This window comes from Acetobacter pomorum, from assembly GCF_002738225.1.
GTDB classification, from domain to species: domain Bacteria; phylum Pseudomonadota; class Alphaproteobacteria; order Acetobacterales; family Acetobacteraceae; genus Acetobacter; species Acetobacter pomorum.
Genome location: NZ_PEBQ01000010.1, coordinates 37,238 through 57,423 on the forward strand (window position 1 = coordinate 37,238; position 20,186 = coordinate 57,423).

Below are 20,186 nucleotides of genomic sequence, written 5' to 3' on the forward strand. Positions count from 1 at the left end.
TAGTTTGTGTTCTGATGACTATTTTAGCCTTGCCCGCACCCCGAAAATGGGAATATCAAGCCTTGTCAGTCTCGTGATGGATAGGTTCTTTAAGCCATCAATGCCGGCCGAATATGATGTCTATTAAGCAAGGCTATTTTTATTTTGGGTAAAGTATGTCTCATTTAGGCTTTCTCGACACATTAGATCCCGAACAAAAAAGTGCGGCGGAATCCAGTGCTGGCCTACTGGTCGTAATTGCTGGAGCGGGTTGTGGCAAAACCCGGTGCTTATCAAGTCGTGCGGCTGTTCTTTTATCAAGAACTAAGTGCGCGGATTCAATTGTTGCTTGCACATTCACTCGATCTGCTTCTGACTCACTCAAGCGCCAAGTTATTGAGATAGGCATACCTGGTGCTGAAAACATCAGGTTCGGGACTATTCATTCCCTAGCGGCCTCTTACCTTCGAAAAAATCCAACTCTAGCTGGTTTGAAAAGAGGTTGGACGATCCTTTCTGAAGACGAGTCAAAGGATGTTCTTAAATCCGTTGTTAACGATATGTCCCCAGAGGATGATGACCGGCTAAAAATGAGCCAATCATCAAAACTCCGACTTTTTTTTAATGAGATAACACGATTGAAAGAAAATGGAGTTGGCATTCATGATCTGGGACAATGCCTTAAGTCTCAATCAATTGGCCCTAATTATGTATCAGTCCATCCTCTAACTTTTGAAATATATAGAGAATACGAAATTACTAAATTAAGGCTCAACAGTCTTGATTTTGGAGATCTCGCAATTCGCGCTGTTAGGGCCATGGTAAAAAACCCTAGTTCAGTCTCAGCATTTAATGTGAAGCACTTACTCGTTGATGAATGGCAGGACACGAACAGAGCCCAACTCGACCTTGTTGACCAGTTGGTTAGGTCTGGCAGCTCTCTTTCCGTAGTAGGAGATGATGATCAGTCTCTCTACGCATTCAGAGGGGCACTTCCTAATCTTATGGAAAACACCCCTTCCCTTTTCCCCTTCCTAACAGATGTGGCTGGTTGTGATGTGGTTTATCTAAGACGGAACAGAAGATCTGGGAGTAATATTCTCTCAACAGCCTGCTGTATCGCTAATAAGAACCCTAGAAGCCACCTCAAGACCCTTACTGGGGTAAGGGAGCAGCAAGGGGATGTTGATGTTCGTTCCTATGCTGGAGACCGCTCTGAAGGGCTCTCAGTGGCATATGATGTTGAACAGTTAATAGCTTCAGGAGTTCCACCTAGGGAAATTGCTATACTAAGTAGGAACAGGATTACCCTAAAAAATATCGAAAAAGCGTTTTTGCTAAAGAGTATCCCTCATAAATGGAGAGGTGGATTTTCTTTAATCAGAAGAAGTGTCAGCACCGATATAATGAGTTATCTCAAACTGGCACTCAATCCTTATTTGGATATAGCTTTCAAACGCATTGCGTCACGTCCAGCTCGCGGCTTAGGTCCAACAGCCGTAATGGCGATAAGTGGATATATGGCCGATACCGGATCTAGTGTGCAGGAGGCCTTGGCTCACCTCATTGAGTCTGAAGGGGTTTCATCCCGCACGCAGACTGGAGCCAGGAAAATGTGTCTGCAAATGGGATGGCTTGAGAATGCAGGCTTATCTGGAACCCCTGTGCGAGAGATTGTCGAATACATTATCTCAGATGAAGGTATTGGTTACAAATCGTGGTTGTCATCCAAGAAGGGAAAAGACGACGATGATGATTCATTAAGTGTGCTTGCTGATTTTTGTGATTTTACTTCCATGCAGGAAGACTTGGCAGAATTTCTCACTATGGCGGAGTTATCGGCCTCTGTAGATGACAACAGTTATCCTGATGGCATGGTTTACATGGGCACGCTTCATGGATGCAAAGGGTTAGAATGGGACTATGTTTTCATTACAGGTATGGAAGCGAATAACTTCCCCTCCCCTACCGCATCACGATTTCAAAAACGTTGGTCACGTTTTAATACCGGGGACCCGTCTTCTATTTTTGAAGAAAGGAGGCTTTTGCATGTTGGTCTAACACGAGCGAGAAAATCAGTCAGACTTTGTTATACTCGCACTCGTAGGGCTTATGGCAGGCCGGTCGTTTCAAATCCTTCCCCTTTCTTCGGCGAATGTGAACTGTTGGTTCCTTCACTTCCACCAATCGAAAAGGGAAACAAAAGAGATACGGATAACCCCTCTCCCACTCTTTAGGATGGTTTTGAAATATAAGTCACCACTATGGCAGTATGTTAAATATGCTTACTATATAACAATGTTTAAGAATATCGTGTTAAATTTATCCATTAAACTTTTTTAGTATAACATTTGCCGTGTTCTCAGTGAGAACACGGCAGTAATGTCGATTTTCTGTTAAGCAGACATAACCGTGTTCTCAGTGAGAACACGGTTTGGTGCTTGTCAGGCCGCAGCCTTGTCATTGAGAGCTATCATGACAGTGTTCGCACCATATTCCTGAGTGAAGTTTGTTCCATTCAGGCTGGTCAGGATGTCAACGCCTCCCTGGGCCACATCATGCAGCACGATACTGCCAGATGATCCAGATTCAGAGACGTATGCATTGTTGTCCTTATAGGACACGGAAACATCCGTCAGTGATTTAAGATTGGTGGCAAGCAGTTCGCCATTGGATGGGTCGAAACCTGTGATGTCAGCCATGGTGTTGTCTGCCATGTTGACTTCTGTTGCGGTGTAACCTTCACCATAAGTCAGGTAGGCATTGCCATTGCCAAGATTGATCGTTGCGTTGACATCAACATCAGTCTGGGCCTGATAGTTGATCTGCCCACCGTTGGCGTTAATGAAAAGGTCGCCCCCATTGCTATTCACACCAGTAATGTTGGCAGAAGCTTCATTGTTCAGAGTAATAGATCCCTGCCCGGCTGTCAGATAATCATAACCTGCACCGTCAATTGTGAAGTTCGCATCAGACCCTTCAAGCGTAGCACCAATAGTTCCGGTGCTATCGGTGATCATCCCGTTGCCTGTCAGGCCAAGGCTGATATTGGCATTGGACACACCGTTAATACGGAAACTGTTGAATGTGCCACTGGCAGTTAGGGTATTGCCATCAGCATCAAGAACACCGCCATTACCATTCACAGACAAATCTGTGTCTTCTGAGATGATCTGGGCATTTGAACCGGTAGTCGTAAGGCCTACTGTACCATAGACATCATCCAGCACAACATTGCCAGAAACGGATGCATTGACTTGTGATTGCAGGCCAAGCCCAGAGAGGTTCAGATTATCGTAAGAGCCGACAATGGTTGCGTCTGAGGGTCCCTGTGCTGCAAGAGAACCACCATCCGAGGTAATTTTGGATGTTGTTTTTTCTAGATCCAATGAGATTGTGGACCCTGATGCAACGGTTACATCCTGCTCGCCAGCATAAGTGCCATCCAAATAAATTTTGCTACCCATGGCATCCATAATGCCAACTGGTATGTATCCCAGTTCTTTATATTGCTCAGGGATATTGGAAGGAGTTACAGCACTATTATCGAGGATAATTTCGCCGTATGTCGCAGGGTCTGTGGAGACAGTCCCGGAAATGCCAGTAATCCCAGTATCAACAGTTGACGCGGTTGTTGACGAGGAATCTGTTGAACTTGTCGCTGCAAGAGTGGCTGACAGCGTGTCAGGGTCAATATATGTGCCGCCGGAGTTCGATACGATAGTTTGCAGTTCGCTGCCAAGACCATATTTATCGACGACAACATCAATTGCATTGTCGGAAGGCACGTAACTGGAATCTGAGTTCATCTGGATTTCTTCGATGGCCGCCTGGGTCAGCGCGTCCTGTTCGAAAGCAGATGCTTCTTCAGAAGTCAGATCCGGGATGTTTGCTCCCCAACCAGTATCAAGATTTGTCGTGCTCATGCCAGCCCCTTCATGTATCAGCCGCGGCCACAATTTGCTGCAAGCCGCTGAAAGAATTCCGCAACATGCCGTGTGTTTTCAGCACTGATGCGCATTGCGGAAGAAATCCGCCCTGCGTAAAGTAAAAAGCATGAATTGCTACGGCGATATTAACGAGGGCATTTTTTTTGATTATAAATCTATAAAATATTTCAGTGGCATGTTGTGTTATGCATTGAATGTTTATTAACGAAAGTCCTCACATAACATCACATGAAGCTAAGTTCATGAAATCAGAAATTAATGACTGATTTCATAATCGGGTATTGTACCTTCATCGTAGGGGAATTCGGGTAGGAAGGGTTGAACATTCGATGTGGCCATTATCGCGTCTGGTCCTGTTCTTTCTGCTAACAGTTCCATTTCTTCGGGTGTCAGAGTTGAGGGGAGATTATCAACCATTTCACGATAATCAGGTTCTGGTTTAGCCGGTATTCCCGATATGGCACCTATAATCCGGTCAGTGATCGCAGGAGGGAGGCTTTTAACTATTCTTTCTGCTGAAGCCTGCCATGGGGTTTTCCCTCTAACTTTGAATATGTCTTGATCAACGTAGTCACACGCTTCTTCTATACGGGCTGAAAACTCAGGATCCAGAAGTTCTACAGGACTTCTAGAAAGCCATTCCTTACCTCTCTCTGTAAGCGCCAAATCGGAATTGACTAAGCCCAATTTTAGGAAAGCTTCAACATGCGTCCCCCATGTTGATGGCTTTCCAAGATTGTGTTTCAAGGCGGTTTCGAGCAAAACTGCATCTGATCTGCGCTTGTAAACTTCAGATTTCTGCCATCTTTTTTTTCCAGGAATCGTGCTTCCTAAGTCTCTAGTCCATTCTAGTGATCCCACATATTTAGCAGCTTTTATTGGTATGCCCTTTGATAAAAGGAATTTTTCGACTATTTCACCTTTGGCCCTTTGATATTTATGTTTCATTCCAGCCCGTGCGATGCCTCGGGCGATTAATAGTCTGACACCTTCTTCAGCACTCATTTTCGTTGGATCAAGAGAAAGATTCACTGCGCCAAGAGGGTGAGGGGAGTCATGGACGTCTTTTTCAGTCTTTGTCTCTAGAAGATCTGGATTTGCTCTTTTCCCGGCCTTAGCCAGTATTGATTTCATCTTAACAGCAGCAGCTCTTGATATACCTTTTGAAGACGATCGTGGGTAAGACAGTTTTCCAGCCTCGTAAGAAGCCTGCATTGCTTTAGCCGTTTCGGATGGAGAGAGGCCAAGAGTTTCGGCAGCCTCAATCATTATCTCTCCCATATGCTGAGGCTTGAAGGTGCGATCTAACGTTTCTACTGGATCTAAAACTGGCAAACTTAAGCCGACAATTTCCTTGGCGATGCTCTCAGTAATTGGAGACTTGATTGGACACTGAGCTATCCAGGGAGAGCGCCCATCTCTTGATGGGGCCGATAAACGCATAAAATTTGTTGTTGGTTGTTCTGAGGCGACCATTCCAAGAAGAGCTGTACCTATACGACCAACTCTTATCCCGGTATTTGAATAAGCAGATCCGATTAAGATATCAATTATACGCCGCGTTCTCCCAGGAACTGCAGCAGATCGTTTTACGGGTCCTTTGGCAGATAATGCTTCTAGCACACTATCGCTATCCATGCCTTTAAGGGGTATGCGTGATGGATTTGGAGCGATATCCCTAATCAGGCAGGCTACATCCCATGCTATGACATCGCCTTCTTGGTCAGCATCCGTTGCAACCATCACGTTAGGGCAAAGTTTTACGACTTCTCTAATACGGTGGAGAATATTGCTATCGAGTGGTTCTCTGCCGAAATCGTTAAAATTTTTATCGATTATCGGTGAACTTTTCTTTCCTTTTTCCCTTAAAGGGAAGCGATATAAATGACCCTTTGTGAAGACAACAAAAGCGTCCCGGCCTAACAATTTTAGCGTTTCCTCTAAGTATCTTTTTTTGCCTGGAGCTTCGATAATCCATACTTCATTAGTCATTTATACGCCCTTAGCCTACATCACGCATTATGGGGTGGGGGAGTTACTGCCGTGTTCCACAACTTGTGGGTGATCTATTTGAATCGTCTCAAAATGAGGTGCTATTGAAGTTGCATTACTTGTGCGATCCACTCCAACTTCCCTAAGCAAGAGAGCCGTTTGGTCTCGCAATTTATTACCTGTTCCAGGAATAATTGAATCTGGAACGTTCTTATTTTCTGACACAAAAGCCTGGAATGCATTCGACAGACGATTAGACGACCTTAGATCTATCCCTGATTTTTTAAGATCCTTTAATCCCTGAACAATTTCATATGTAGATTGAGATTGCATCTCCGAAAGGAGAGAGATGCAGGTTGCAATTTCAGCAACATCTGCATTCTCTGCGATAAAATCAGGTATATCAGCAGACAGATCATTTGCATCGAGAGCGAGAATGACCTCATCCGGGCCGAAGCTCGACCCTGTTCTGCGACTCATATCGCTAGAAATGCGTGCTACCGTAGTGGCATAATCATTGAATTTTTCATCTTGAGTTATGACTGTATTAAGCAGACCAATAGCTTTTGAAAGTTTTTCTGTAGTCTTCTCATATCTTTCAATTGAATCTACCAAACGTGGTTCAACGGATCTTCTTCCGTAACTTAGTTCGGATAGGGCTTTGGAAGTATGAGATGATATTCTTGACGCATTTTCTACGCGATTTGGGAATGGATCAGATGATGGCGTAGTAAAGGCTTTGGCCGCCAATTTCAGACGGCCCCGAAGACTGAGTTTTCCATTCGCCTTTTGGGTCAAAGCCTGGCGGGGAGAATGTCTCACTTCCATAAAGCGCATTCTCTCAGCTCTCATTATATCCTGAGCTGTTTTGGTTCTCTGATTATCGAGTTCATATTGGATTGCTGCGATAAACTTTCCTGCTGGCGTGTTCAGTGCTGGTGATTTCCTTCTCACCTCTCCTTGTGATGTAAGAAGTGGCGAAGTTAAACCGCCATTATTTAGAGAGCCAGGTGCTGCTGAAGCTCCTGCAAAAGGGTAAGCTGTGTCCTGAGTATGATCAGAAGTTCTGCCTCTATCAGAAGGGGGCGCCTGTTTAGGTGAAATGTATTCCGGGTCAAGGAAAGGGGAGGGGCCGAAGTTGGAATTGGCACCTGCGGTGATATATTCCATTTGAACTTTCATGAAATCATCTGCCGTTTTCGTGCCAGCCACGACAACATGATATTCACCGTCGGGAGTGCGAACACCTAGGCGCGGGGTAATAATTCCCTTTGATATATAGGTTTTGACGTTGTCATTATCGATTTCAGATGGATCGATTATGTATGTACCATCAGCATTTTTTATGTAACTTACTAAATCTGACGTCATTCCACCTGATGGTGATGGCACATAAAATTGAACAGAGATATTTTCTGGGTTAGGCCATTCTTGGGCATAGGTGTTCTCAGTGGGAACACCTATGGTTTGTGACCCATCCGGCATGGGCTGTGTTCCAAGCCCCTGTGTTGATGCGAGTGGGGTGGGCCAGCCCTGACTGTCAATTTTTTGGGTAGTAGGCGCAGCGTCATCGTGCTCTTGATCCGGGCCAACATCGATTGGCTCATGATCAAATGCCATTTTTTTTGAGCGTGATACTCCGGTCACTTTTTGTGTGGCTGGGGGAGATGGCCATGACATTCCAGAAGACCCAATAATGAGATCCGGTTCTTTTTGTGTGTTCTCAGTGAGAACACCATCTGCGGGAACATCTTCAAGAGGTTGGATGGGTTGATTTGCTGTATCGCCAACGGGGGGAGCAACAATAGCACTATCTAGGGCGGTGTTCTCACTGGGAACACGTGGAGTATCCATTACTGCCGAACTAAGGTCTTCAGGAGGGTCAGGAAGAAGCATATCCACCTCGGAACTTTCCTCAGGCCCTTCATGGCTTTGATGTTCAGCGTGTGGTGCTGTTTCAGTCAGATCGCTTTCTGGCGCAGAATGTGCATCGGTCTTTGGTTCTGCAGAAGAGATGGACGGTTCGTCATCAGACAGTTCATCAAGATATGCCTCTTCCATATCCTGCTCTTCAATAGATCCCGTTCTGCGCTTTAGCCCCATTGATGCCTTGCCGTCTGACATTTTCTCCACCCCGTGGCGTTGTTTTTATCAATGTTCGGTTACATTGAATTCATTCTATCTTCCTGTTTGTCCGCCAATATGAATGCAAGGGACAGACTTATTTGTTGTAGAGTTTCTAATATTTCCTGACTTTGCATTACATGCCATGCGGTCATCATGGTCAGGTCTTTCACATTTTGCGCTTCATTTGCAGATGATTCAGCAAGTGTGAATTGAGGGTTCATATACCAGGATTTGCTCCGCAATTTTTGCGCTGCGGAGTAACTCACACCGTGTGGAAAGTTATTGCTAGGAAGATATCCTGCTACGCTTGCTGCAGTTCTTTCTGCCCATGTGTGCAGAGAAGTGTCGCTGTCATCGAAATCACTGCCTGTGGGATCACTTCCCGGAAGTGGGGCTTCGTCTGCCGCCAAGCGGGAAAGTACATCAATTGCTTGAGAGTTCTGGGCAATGATGGACATACGTTTTAAATACGCGGCGCGGTTGGCTGCAGAAGATCCAGAATTGTTGGGGGGAGGGGGAGGGGGAGAAGCGAGGATCGCGGTGCGGATGAGGCTATTTACCTGCTGTATCTCGTTATGATCCAGAGTGTCGGAACGAGGATGGCTCAAAAGCTGAATATTAAGATCATGCCCCGTTTGAGGGCTAATGGATGTTCCTGTGTCTGTGGTAAGTGAGGATTGTGTTTTGTTGCCACACATCCCAGAGCTGACATCAAGAGCGCCAGCACTTTTTTCGCAGTGAGAGGTAAGAGTAGCCTGAATTACCTTTTCAGGAGATCTGTCTTTTCCTGTGGTATCAATTTCTGAATAATAATCTAGAGCGCCATTGGCAATTTCAGCCCGCCATTGTGAACGCGCTGCTCCGACCTGGGCGTCTCCAACTACCTCGGTAATAATATTGCATCCTGCGGGGCCTTGAGCTGACTGTTCTGTCGCATGAAGTTTTTCATCCTCAACACGCAACATCACTTGTCGCTTATCCTGTGCATCCATCATCTGTGACTGGGCTTGGAGGTTGGTGTCGTCGTTCAGAACCCCCTGCTGAAGTAGGTTGGTCAAGTCTGTTGTGACTTGATCGGTCTGATTGTTTATGAAGTCCGAAAGTGTTTGGGTGCTTAATTTTTGTTGAGCAATATTTTTGAGCGAATTCATTATTGCAACAGGATCATGATCAACTGTCACAGGCATCCCTGCCTTTGCAGCATTTGGAAAAACACTCAACGTTATAGCTAGTGTTGCGCAAGGAATGAGGAATTTTCTGCCAAACATTTTCATATCAAAGGCCCATCATCCAGGATGTTTTAGTTATAAAAGTTCCATGAATTTGCTGCTCTGGCGATGTCATCGGAACCTATGCCGCTATCCGAGCTACTACCTTCAGTATATCCAGTTGAAAGCCCGAAATTGATGCTTCCTGGATAAAGGCCGGGGACTACGCCATCCATATCAATGCTTTGATAAAGAGACTGATCTAAAGGTTGGGTCAGTTGCGAAAACCCTGACTGCATCGCGTTACACACTGCAGAAGATATTTGATTAAGGATGTCCGAAAGGGAGGGAATGAATGAGCTAATCATCGGTCGGGTGCTTAATAAATTTTTAAGGCAAGAAACTGATGCGTACCCGGCGTTATACATATCACCTTCGGTACTGACGTAGCCTGGATCAGAACTGGAGAGACCGCCTCCGGCCTGTAAAACGCTCATCCCATTTACAAGCGTATAGCCCGTCCCAGGCATCTCAGCGAGTTTTGCCCATTTGTTGAGCATGTTTGCTGACGCTGATTGCATCGCAGTTTTCACTTCTGGGGCGCAGTACATTGTCGAAACTGATGTGGCACTAGATGTGTTCCCATTGGCATCTGTAGTTGTAGATGTGGAAACTGATGTATCAACACTGTCACCTAGATTGGTATTCGACATTTCTTCGAGATTTTTTTGCCACCCTCCGTTTTGCCATGATGGATTAGCTGCAAGATCATCGGCTGGTATCTCACCGGTTTCCAAATAAGAAGCACAGTCGGAGTGACCTAAAGATTCACTGCAATACGCAAGGGCGCCGGTCGTGAGTGTGGCGCCAGAATATTTATCAGTAGAGTTCAAATAGGAGCTATAAGAAGAGCCTAAATCACTTTGAAGGTAGGAAAGATTTTTAGCATTATAGGAATTATCTGCGGCAATTTGAGCTTGTGGATTGTTCAGGAAGTCGCTGGAACTATCTACTCCGTATGATTGAGCTTTACTTGTCCAAGATCCATCTGAATTTTCGAATCCGGCATCCTGTAATGCGGCACTAGAAAGTTGAAATGCTCCAAGGTACTTACCGTTAGAACCAGATGCGGCGAAACCTTTTGAGCCACCTTCTAAAGGGATCAACGCAGACTGGTATGACGACATTTGGTATGTGCCGCTTGTAGCGGAAGAAGATGTCCCGTCAGCCCTAACATTGCTTGGGGTCGTATGAAGTAAGCATGTAGATGAAATTAAGATAAGAGCGATCTTTGATCGGCATCTTATTTTAATACCCCTAATAATGGACATGCCCCACCCCGTGTTAACCTTGTAAGCAGAAATTATTCACAAGGTTAAATATAGCGGATGGGGATGCAAACCTTAGGACGAAATTGAGATCTCGCAGATCTAATAGAATACCTATTAAGGGGCAGGCGTGATTTTTGAAGGATAGCTTGTGCCCGATAATTTGTAATATTGACCGTTATAACTTAAAGTATCGAAACCAAGTCTTCTAATTATAAGAATGTCCGACCACCCATTTTGTTTTAGACTAGATTTACTCACAGAGCCAGATCCATCCGATAGACCAACCCATAGTGGCTTTTGACCAGATGGTGCATCTAGGATCACAGCAGATGGACAGCCAGAAAGACTGCACTCTCCTCCGGCATATGCATATACAAACCATACGGAAGCATTATTGTTAGGGAAGATGCGGGTTCCATTGAAATTAAAATTGTCGTTATGGCTATAGTGGTGAATTTTTAACCATTCAGGAGACGTGAGAATTTCCTCCATAACTCTTGCAATACGGTTTGGTGCTTTGGTTTTAGTGGCATCAAAATCCTCTCCTAGAGAAGATACTTTGGGATAAAAAGTCGGACCTCCGGTCCATTCCCAAACTTCTCCATCAATGTCGAGATTATAGAGGCCGTTAGGACCGACTTTTTTTTGAATTCGTATTTCTTTTGCATGCTTTTCTAGCACTACTTTCCAATTGCCATTGTCAGGCATCAAGATCGTAGTCATACATGCATTGTTTCGACACGTTTGCGGTGAAGCAAAGCGTACAAGAAGGGCCGGTGTGGTTTTGCTTTGTGCTGGAGCTAATATGAGCCTGGCAGTGTCAACTTGAACATTTTTATGTTTCGCAAGGTATGTAGAGAATAATTTTTGAGCTAGTTGCTGGTCTTTGTTTTGCCCGGTCTCAGAATGCGCGGTACTGGTGAAACTTATTTGAAGTGCCAAAAATGCCGTAAGTAAGAGGGATATTTTCGTTTTCTTGATCTGCATTTCTATAGCCGCCATTTATCAGTATGAGTTTGTGCTGAAAGCGTTGTTGAAGCTTTGTATGGGGTAGCGCGCAGTATTGGAAAATAGTGAGCCATTTGTATCAGAACTTATGATCCCAGATATTGCGTCATTTTGTTCACTTGTCCCGCCTTCTGAGAATGAAAGATTCCCACTTACCCCGCTGATATTTACTCCTGGCATCAGTTGATAACCACCGCTGGCGCCACTCATCGCATTGGACATGTTTGAGGTTATTTCGCCTTCTGCATCACTTACTTTTGTTTGAAGGGCATTACACACAGAATTTCCCAATTGTTCTAATAATTGAGAAATTGACGTAAATTGGAGACCGTTAATAAATGGTACGGTGTTTAGTAATTGCTTGAGACACGAAATGGTTTGATAGCCTCCTTCTTCTAAAGGTGTATATAAATTTTGTGCCAAATTCCCATAAGCATCAATTGATTGGCGAGATCGTGCATTCATTAGGCTCGCTACTTCTGGAGGACAGTCTGTGGCAGTAGCCATAGCGGCGGATGATTTCCCATCCCCCCAGTAACTGGTGGACGTTGTTTCTGCGTATGCAGATCCTTCCTCAACTACGCCAAAAAAAGTTAGACCAAGACCAGAGATAAATGAGGCCAACAGTAGATACTTACGCATCGTTCAAATCCTCTAGCAGCACTTTTTTAGATTTTAGAGCAATATCTAAGGTTCATTTGAGTTATCCGACCTAGCCAGGAACAGGAGAAGATGGTTCGATCTCAACTTCCTGCGTAAAGTTTGCAAGACCCATTTCAATTGCCTGAGAAAGGGTGGGGTCATTCAGGGTTAGTTCTGATTGAGGGGCAATAACCTCAGAGGCAAATCTTAGAAGGTCATCATGAAAAAGCTTTGAAATTGAAGGAGGGACAACCATTTCATCTTTTGCGATGTCGCCGACTAGAACTGGAAGCATTAAATCACGACCTACTATGTTTCGTTCGTTATCAGCTAACCATGCCATTATTCTAAATCTTCCGGGTCTTCCTAGGCCGCGGACGCCACTTTCATCACCACAAAGCATATGGATAAGATCGTTTATATTGTTTTGACCTTCAGAATGCCCTGAAATTTTTTTTGTAAGTTCAAGGCACAGTGAGGAATCCATTGGTTGACCTGAAGCGAGGAATGCTCTCAAAAGGGCCGGTTTAGAAGACATCCACTCGCCGATACTTGTTATATCAAGTTGTAAGTCGGATAAAGTTGGCTGAGGATTGGGCATCGACCGATCTTTATATGGTTCAGGTGTCTGACTGTAGTTACTAATCTTAGCAGTATAAGTTGCAAAACTAAGACAAAGTTAGATGTTTACGCATGATGAGAGGACCTGTTGATGGCTCACCATTATCCTTTGTTCGGTTTTAATATAGCCGAGGGGCCTATTCCCGAGACATCAGACGTTGAGCGTCTTTTAGCTATAGATGGCATTCCATGCCTTGCAGAGGCCTCAGTCAGGGAAGTCGGGCCAGATTATGAAAATGCAGTTGATCATAGTCCGCAGAAGCCTGAACCTGGCTCATCGCCTTCACCAGTGTCTCCTGAGCATGACCCTGGCCCTATGCCAATTCCGTCTCTCCCTGGAAGCCTCTGAGAGGCTGTAGGCACCTCCGTTACTCTCTTTCGATGGGATTTTATTGCTCAGGAAGGGAGGGGGGCTCAAGCTTTCTACAAGCTTGAGCCATCAGGTCAGATATTATTTCCACCTGGAGGGATCGAAGAACCGTTGGTTGATGCGCCTGGCTCGTGATTTCAGGCTTTTGGCGATTTGATTGACGGTTTTGGGGGAGCTTTTGATCTGCGTTTTGAGCAGATCGGGAACTGCTCTCCCGCTGGATGACTATGCGCTCGCGTTCAATCTTTCGAGGAAGAGGAAGCGGCGCATGTTGTAGACGATATTGGCCAACCCGATCCTCATGGTGGCCCGGGTGATACCGACAGTTCGGATGAACAATCCCGTCTGTGATTTCTGGTCGGCAAAGACGTGCTCGACGCGCGATCGGATCACGGACTTTCCAGCATTCGATTTCTGGATATGTCGGGGCATAGGCTTGAGATGCGGCTTTTTTCTGTGAACCTTTGAGACAAAACCCTCTTTGTCCATGAAGTCCTCATTCGCTTTCGAGCGATAAGCTGTATCAGCCCAAACGCTTGAGGCCGTATTGGTTTTATCTAACAGCCCCTCTCTCAATCGCGCACCATCACTGGCGGCGGCATCCGTCGTCTTCCATTTTCGAATGAACCGAAACTTCCGGTCGATGGAGACGTGGGATTTGTAACCAAAGAACGGGATGGCGAGATCGCTCGACGGTATGGTTCCATCGTCCTGCCGCTTCGCCTTCGTGAACTTAAGTGTCCATCGTGCATGACGATCCTTGTGCGACATCTTTGCGGGCTTGTCCTGCCAGTCTTCTGGAATACGTCCTGCCCGGAGATCCGCTTTCTCAGCGTTCGTATTGCGCTGCTTTGGAGCAGCCACCAGTGTTGCATCCAGGATCTGACCAGACATCGGGAGATAACCGGCGTTCCGCAGGGTCGCGTCAAATCGGTCAAACAGCCTTTCAATGGCACCCGCCTGTGTCAAACGCTTTTGACACAGCCAGACCGTTTTGGCATCCGGCACGCGGTCCGACAGCCCCAATCCCAGAAAGCGCATGAACGACAGGCGGTCGTTGATCAGATACTCTGTCCGTTCATCAGACAAATTGTTCAACGTCTGGATGACCAGAATTTTGAACATCAGCACCGGATCAAACGGCGGACGTCCGCCTTTACTTCCGTCCGAATAGGCTAGAGCCAGCTCCAGATCAGGGCGGAACACCTCAAAATCCACAGTCCGGGAAAAGGCCTCCAGCTGATCGCCAAGCCCGCTCAGCCGAGCAAGGCGCTCTTCAACATCAAAGAAACCAGGCTGCTTCATCTTCCACCATCCCCAATCAACGCCGAAGAAATGGAATCACACAGAACAGCTCAGAGCCAAAGGGTTTTTCGAACCCTCCAGGTGCATCCCCGTTCAGATGAACGGGGATCGCGGGAAGTCTGATCGACTTGTATTCCTTCTGAGAGGAAAAATTCTTTTGTCGAAGAGGCGATAGAATTAGGAAAACGGATCACCAGGCAATTCTATCGTTGGACGGATAGATACTTTTTGCGGCAGGTCTGGTGTGTTTTCGAGGCTGTGAATGCATGATTGCAGAATATGATTTAGGCACACCCTTATCTGTGTTGGACAGCCTGAGAGGGCCGGGCAATCGTTGGAAGCAAGGTTTTTTGCTCGGGTTAGCCCTTCTCTGTCGCAAGTAATATCGAGATTTTCTCCATTGAGGGTTATGCTTACCCTGTCTGAAGCATTCTCAATGGTAAGAGGCGGTAACGAGATGGATACCCCATCATCCTTATAGGGGGCGAACTGATTAATCGCATCAAGGATGGTGTTCGGTATACCGTTGCTTTTCAGATCGATCATTTACTTAAATTCCCTTCATTTTTCTGAATATTAGCATCTTTTAGCCAGACAAAGAATGATCGGCCCGTGTTCTATTCATTGCTCTGAAATTCCTGTTCTTTTCGATCATTCAGTTTGGGTGAGGCATTGCTTTTTAGGTAACCCATGAATTTTTTCTTGAGGTCGTTGTAATGGGAGATCGCTTCTTTTTTAACCTCACTGCCGATGAATTCTTCCAGGGCGAAAATTGCTCCATACATTTCTTCCTTTCCGCTTTCACCCTGATTTTCTGAAGTGCCTTGAATTGCAGATCCTTCTGCTTCCTGAGCTTTATGATGTGATCCTAACGAACCTGGCACACCTCCGTCATCTGGAGAAACGGTGCCGGGTGGAATACCTCTATTCTGGTCATGTGGTCGTGGCCAAGGTAGGGGGAGTTCTTCTTTTATTTCTGAATCAGAAAGCCCGGGGAATGGGTTTATTCTTGTAAATTCGATCAAGTATGGAATTGGTACCTGAGTCCACCTGTTTCCTGGGCCATTGGCAACTATATAGGCCGCTGCTTTATGCTTGGATGGATCGTAGATAGCCTTGAATATCATTGTAGGGACTAGAAGTCGCCCAACCTTCAGTTTCTTTGTGAAGATAGGTCCTGTTACGACATAAATCTCACCATCATCCTCAGCAAGCTGTCTTGTAACGCTTTCTATGCCTTCCCACAGATTTCTATTATTATCCGGGTTTTGTGGGATCATATTGGCCAGAGTAAATGTTTCTTGCTGTGACTGGCTATCCCATTCATCTCCTGATGGTGTGAGATGACCTCTATCATAACCTGTGTGAGAGTAGTCTGAGAGTTCGGATCTGAATGCATCTGGGATATTCGAGTCAGGATGGAAGGCATTCACCCTCTTCATATCCATCGCATCTTCGATATGGTCGGATGTTAGATGCTCGGCAGACCAAAGTCCTGTGAAGCTGATGCCTGAATAAAGGACAGCAAAACCTTCATAGCAAAGAGGGAAAGTGTTCCGGTTCATTCCCGGATTATCAATTTCAGGCGACTGGCCGGCATAGAAATGGTCTCTGCATGCATCAAATCCTTCCGCATGGGCCGAAGGAGAAGCCCCTGCGCATAATCCAATTGCTGAAACGAAGCCGCAAAAGGCGTAAAGTTTTTTTGCCTCGGCAAAGAGATTCATTGAAAGACCAATTTAACCTTGCTTAGAAAGATATTCCTTTATTCTAACCTTATCTGGTCTTTCGTTAAAGTCCTTGAGCAAGCGATTTGCTTTGTTATCCTTGTCTGATGCAAAGTTAATTTAACTTGCATATCGCAATCGCCAGGTGATCGATAAATATGTATTCTTTTGCAATATCTGCACCGCCGAAGAAGTCGCAGAATTTGGTCGAGAACCTGGGGAGGGCTGTCGAAGCATATTTTCGTCAGGGGGTAGATCAGTTTGTAATTGATATGAGTAGTGAAATCGCATCAGCTATTGATGCAGATGCATTGGCGGCAGAAGCTGTTTCGCATATAGCTCGCCGTGATTTTACAGCCATACCTTTCGCGACATGTGCCGTAAGGTTTTCTTCACAATTGTCATGGCAATGGAAGCATTATGGCAACATCGAATGTGCAGAATTATTTGCAATTCCATTTGTACCAAAACCGGGTGTAGATCCAGATTTTGAGGGTCTATTGGCTTCTCTTCAGAGAACACAAGACCTATTCTGCCCCAGATCTCAAATCCGAATTACACCAAACTGGTGTTCTTTATATGAGTTGGATGCGGTTTCGCAGAGGCCTTCGCAGGTAAGTGCTGCGTTTAAGGCTATTTATGCTGATATACATTTCCAAAAATATCCTGTCATTTTATCTTCGATGGTCGATGATGGCACTCATCCTCGGGCAATGATTGGGATAAGTCGTACTCTTGTTCCAAGAATGGGCCAAATTCCGGCATCTATATTAAGCAAATCGCCCAACCACCATACTTATTCAATGGATCTCACTCTTGAACGGCATTCGGACTGGAGAGCTGAGGCTGCCAATCTTTCTGCCGTTGCCGCAATAGGCCTCCCAGTAAGGCTAACAGATATTGCCCTGATGAAAGAGAGCCTTGTCAAACGTGGCGAACATTCTTGGCTTCGCGAAGTTTCTGTGAACTGACTGGTGAGGTAATCTGAGATGTCATCCCCGATTACGTCACCATTAGAAGACCTTCGATTTCAAGATATTTACATGAAATTCCCTCCGGGGAACCCATTTGAGGTCGGGCCACCGGTAATCAGGTACAAGCCAAAACCAAAGCTTGGCGAGCCTGATGTGGCGGGGGTTTTTCCTATACCGGATCAATATATGGCGGCTATGGAAACCCTGACAGGGCAGGTTTTGCAAGCCTATCGTGGGCGTAATAAGAAAAACTTCGCCTTTCAGGCAACCCCGAACCTTCGCATTAGAACAGTCACTTATTTTGATGAGCAAGGGCGTTGGAGAACTGCCCTACGAAGCCTTGATCGGAATGTTCATAAACTCAATGAACTAAATATCAGTCCTGAAGTTCTTATCCTCCTCCGTAGGTGGATGAACCGTAAGGGGGGAGTATTCGTGTTCGGGGCTACAGGGCATGGGAAGTCAACCACCTGTACGTCTATGATTGATGACTTTTTGTCGGATCATGGTGGCTATATGTATAGTGCCGAAGATCCGATGGAATTTGAATTTGATGCTGATAATTACAAATCGGCAGAGGTATGCCAGAGAGAAATAGATGACGATGACGGCTGGGAGCCCGCAATGAAGGATGCCCTTCGCTCTCGTCCTGACGTTGTTTACGCATCTGAATTCCGAAATGCGCCATGTGTAAAAATGCTTCTTAGGGCCTCCACATCTGGGCATCTTACAATATCGACTGGCCACGCATCCAGCGTTGATGATGGTCTTATGTTTATGGGGCAGAGTGCATCAGAATTGATAGGGAATATGGCTTGGGTACAGCTTTCGCAGGGGCTTGTCGGAGCCATTCATCAGACGTTGATCAACGGCAGACCGCATATTGTCTGTCTGGAAAATACTGAAGCAGTGGCCAGCATTATCAGGGAGAATAAGTTTCATCTGCTTAGTAGTGAAATAGAACAGCAGCAGAATCGGCTTGAGATTATGGCACGCGATGGTGGTCGATCACCCTCAAGTTATGCCGAGCGAAATACAACCGTATCTATTCCAAGGGATATGCAGAAGCCTGCACGGAAACAAAATTCATCAGATACAAAGAAGATTCCAGCTAAAGCAAAAACTGTTAAGAGGCGTCCCAAGCCACCACCAACGACATGGGAGAAGCTTAGAGGGCTTCTCCCATTCTAGTAGGGGATAGGGAGTTGCATCAGGCCGCGATAGACTGCGTGCCTGATGAAGTGATTTCCAAGGAAAGAATTTTACCTGTCATAGTGTCATTTTGTGGTAGAGGCAGGTGAGCATACCCATTCGTGCAGCGAGACTGTGTCCCGTCAAGGCAATGCCATCCTGACAGATTTTCCTGCTGTAAGTGGGAAGTGACAGGCGTAAGTTTGTTGGCTGAAACAATATGAATGGATCCTACGGATACCCCCATGTATCGCCGATCATCATAAAATGGGCCAATAGTGTCTGATGGGCGGGAAGCGTTAGAAGCAATTTTGGCATTTCGCACATCCTCCGGCAGAAGGAAGTGGACTCTATTCCCTACCTTGCGAACCGGACGAATTACTTTCCCATTATCAAGGATAAGACGAAGGTCAGAGTGATTGAGATTGGCCTGATTGTTAGTGACTGATGAATTAGAAACGATGTTCAGGCTATTCTTTCTTGCAAAAATTGCCTGATAGATCGGCCTAACAAAGTCAGGAGATGTCCCAGGTGGAGCAAATGCCCCTTCTTCCCAAGATGTTGGTTCACCTTCATCACCGATACTTGTGAACATTTTACGGTTGCCAGTATCGAGATAGGACTCAGTCGTCATGCCGTCAGCAATAATGACAGAGTGTCGTTCGGTTTCGACATGATAGTAATCGTATTCTTTGATACTGGTATCAAAGAAGATCGTAGCCCCATTCACCAGCATCCGTGCAGGAATGAACTTACCTTCAAAAAACAGGCAATGTTCAGGCGTGATGAGCATATCCTTGTAGGGGACACCATCGGCGATAGCGTTCGCAAGAATGCGAACTGGATAGTCAGACATATCTAGCGGCATTCCGACCTTAGCCGTGGCGCGGGACTTACCAATCCACTTGATTGTCGAAGTTTGGCGGTCTTGGCCGACAACAGTGACTTGATCGCCAATAGCCAGATCTTCCACGGCGATATCACCAGACATAGTGCGGATCATAGAGCCTGGGAGAAAGCAGATTAAGCCAGCATCCATATAATCCCACCGGAAATCCCCCGGAGTTACTCCTGGTGCCATTGTGATGCTGGAAACAAGCACGTTATTATGTGCGCCATACAGGGTGAAAGTGCCGTTAGAATTTTCGCCCCATGAACAGCCATTCCAATCGTCAGATGCAAATCTCAAACGATCATCAGGGGAAAGGTTGGTGATCTGGGGAATGACATAACCACTGAAGTGTTGGTAAATTTCGTTTCCGGGGCCGCTAAACGAGATGTTGGAGGTTGTGTAGTTGCAGATAAGTGAGGAATTGTTAGAAATGAGGATTGTGCCGCCTGTTACTGCCCCAGTGCCGTTGAGGTCGTGAACATCCCAACTCGTGTCAACTGTCGCGTTATCGAGAGCGAGTGTTGTATCTTGAGCGACAGTGACGGTTTCCTTGGACATATTCAGTGTGCCGTCAATGAGCGTAACAGAGCTACCCCCCATAACAGCCAAATCACCGGAGCTGTAGGTGTTTCCATCAAGATTGATAGATAGGGGGGTATTTGAGTTAATGATGGCAGTAATGCCGGAGGTCGGAAGGCCATTTGTCCAGTTATCGGGGTCATTCCATTCCCCTCCGTTTGTGCCAATCCATTCTGTTGTAGAAGATCCTGTATCAGACATCAGATTAACCTTATATATTCAGTTCTGTCTTAACGACTTTCTCAATAAAAATATTATCCTACACGTATCTAATTATAACAAGACTATTT

15 protein-coding genes are annotated in these 20,186 nt (G+C 45.7%); 3 read left to right on the forward strand and 12 right to left on the reverse strand.

Annotated features, from left to right (window positions below; all coding sequences use genetic code 11):
* Positions 1-155: 155 nt before the first annotated feature.
* Complete coding sequence (locus tag CSR02_RS01240) at positions 156-2,216, forward strand: ATP-dependent helicase (protein ID WP_099540272.1); 2,061 nt, start codon at positions 156-158, stop codon at positions 2,214-2,216.
* A 207-nt stretch (positions 2,217-2,423) separates the two neighbouring features.
* Here the strand turns inward: CSR02_RS01240 and CSR02_RS01245 are convergent, their stop codons facing one another.
* The 11 genes from CSR02_RS01245 to CSR02_RS01295 form a co-directional block, all read right to left on the reverse strand.
* Entirely contained in the window at positions 2,424-3,905 is a 1,482-nt protein-coding gene (locus tag CSR02_RS01245) for a hypothetical protein (protein ID WP_099540274.1), read from the reverse strand.
* Between the two features lie 279 nt (positions 3,906-4,184).
* Complete coding sequence (locus CSR02_RS01250; RefSeq protein ID WP_099540276.1) at positions 4,185-5,921, reverse strand: DNA topoisomerase; 1,737 nt, start codon at positions 5,919-5,921, stop codon at positions 4,185-4,187.
* A 27-nt stretch (positions 5,922-5,948) separates the two neighbouring features.
* Complete coding sequence (locus CSR02_RS01255; protein ID WP_143225508.1) at positions 5,949-8,045, reverse strand: hypothetical protein; 2,097 nt, start codon at positions 8,043-8,045, stop codon at positions 5,949-5,951.
* 38 nt (positions 8,046-8,083) lie between these two features.
* On the reverse strand, positions 8,084-9,322 hold the full coding sequence (locus tag CSR02_RS01260; protein WP_143225509.1) for a hypothetical protein: 1,239 nt from the start codon (positions 9,320-9,322) through the stop codon (positions 8,084-8,086).
* A 26-nt stretch (positions 9,323-9,348) separates the two neighbouring features.
* On the reverse strand, positions 9,349-10,443 hold the full coding sequence (locus tag CSR02_RS01265; RefSeq protein ID WP_099540282.1) for a hypothetical protein: 1,095 nt from the start codon (positions 10,441-10,443) through the stop codon (positions 9,349-9,351).
* Between the two features lie 258 nt (positions 10,444-10,701).
* A complete protein-coding gene (locus tag CSR02_RS01270; protein ID WP_099540284.1) occupies positions 10,702-11,589 on the reverse strand; it encodes a hypothetical protein in 888 nt (295 codons plus the stop codon).
* 3 nt (positions 11,590-11,592) lie between these two features.
* A complete protein-coding gene (locus CSR02_RS16210) occupies positions 11,593-12,237 on the reverse strand; it encodes a hypothetical protein (protein WP_143225510.1) in 645 nt (214 codons plus the stop codon).
* A 70-nt stretch (positions 12,238-12,307) separates the two neighbouring features.
* A complete protein-coding gene (locus CSR02_RS01275) occupies positions 12,308-12,838 on the reverse strand; it encodes a hypothetical protein (RefSeq protein ID WP_099540286.1) in 531 nt (176 codons plus the stop codon).
* Positions 12,839-13,453: 615 nt separating this feature from the next.
* A complete protein-coding gene (locus CSR02_RS01285; protein ID WP_099540289.1) occupies positions 13,454-14,533 on the reverse strand; it encodes an IS5 family transposase in 1,080 nt (359 codons plus the stop codon).
* A gap of 177 nt (positions 14,534-14,710) precedes the next feature.
* Complete coding sequence (locus CSR02_RS01290) at positions 14,711-15,079, reverse strand: hypothetical protein (protein WP_099540291.1); 369 nt, start codon at positions 15,077-15,079, stop codon at positions 14,711-14,713.
* A 71-nt stretch (positions 15,080-15,150) separates the two neighbouring features.
* The gene (locus tag CSR02_RS01295; RefSeq protein WP_099540293.1) at positions 15,151-16,260 is read right to left on the reverse strand and encodes a DNA/RNA non-specific endonuclease; all 1,110 of its coding nucleotides are present in this window, start codon (positions 16,258-16,260) and stop codon (positions 15,151-15,153) included.
* Positions 16,261-16,418: 158 nt separating this feature from the next.
* On the opposite strand from CSR02_RS01295, the gene CSR02_RS01300 reads away from it, so the two are divergent.
* Both CSR02_RS01300 and CSR02_RS01305 read left to right on the forward strand, forming a co-directional pair.
* Positions 16,419-17,231 (forward strand): hypothetical protein, encoded by an 813-nt coding sequence (locus CSR02_RS01300; RefSeq protein WP_099540295.1) that lies wholly within the window; start codon positions 16,419-16,421, stop codon positions 17,229-17,231.
* Between the two features lie 18 nt (positions 17,232-17,249).
* The gene (locus CSR02_RS01305; protein ID WP_099540298.1) at positions 17,250-18,425 is read left to right on the forward strand and encodes an ATPase, T2SS/T4P/T4SS family; all 1,176 of its coding nucleotides are present in this window, start codon (positions 17,250-17,252) and stop codon (positions 18,423-18,425) included.
* Between the two features lie 19 nt (positions 18,426-18,444).
* On the opposite strand, the gene CSR02_RS01310 is transcribed toward CSR02_RS01305, so the two are convergent.
* Positions 18,445-20,097, reverse strand: coding sequence for a Hint domain-containing protein (locus CSR02_RS01310; protein WP_099540300.1), 1,653 nt, complete (start codon positions 20,095-20,097; stop codon positions 18,445-18,447).
* Positions 20,098-20,186: the final 89 nt, after the last annotated feature.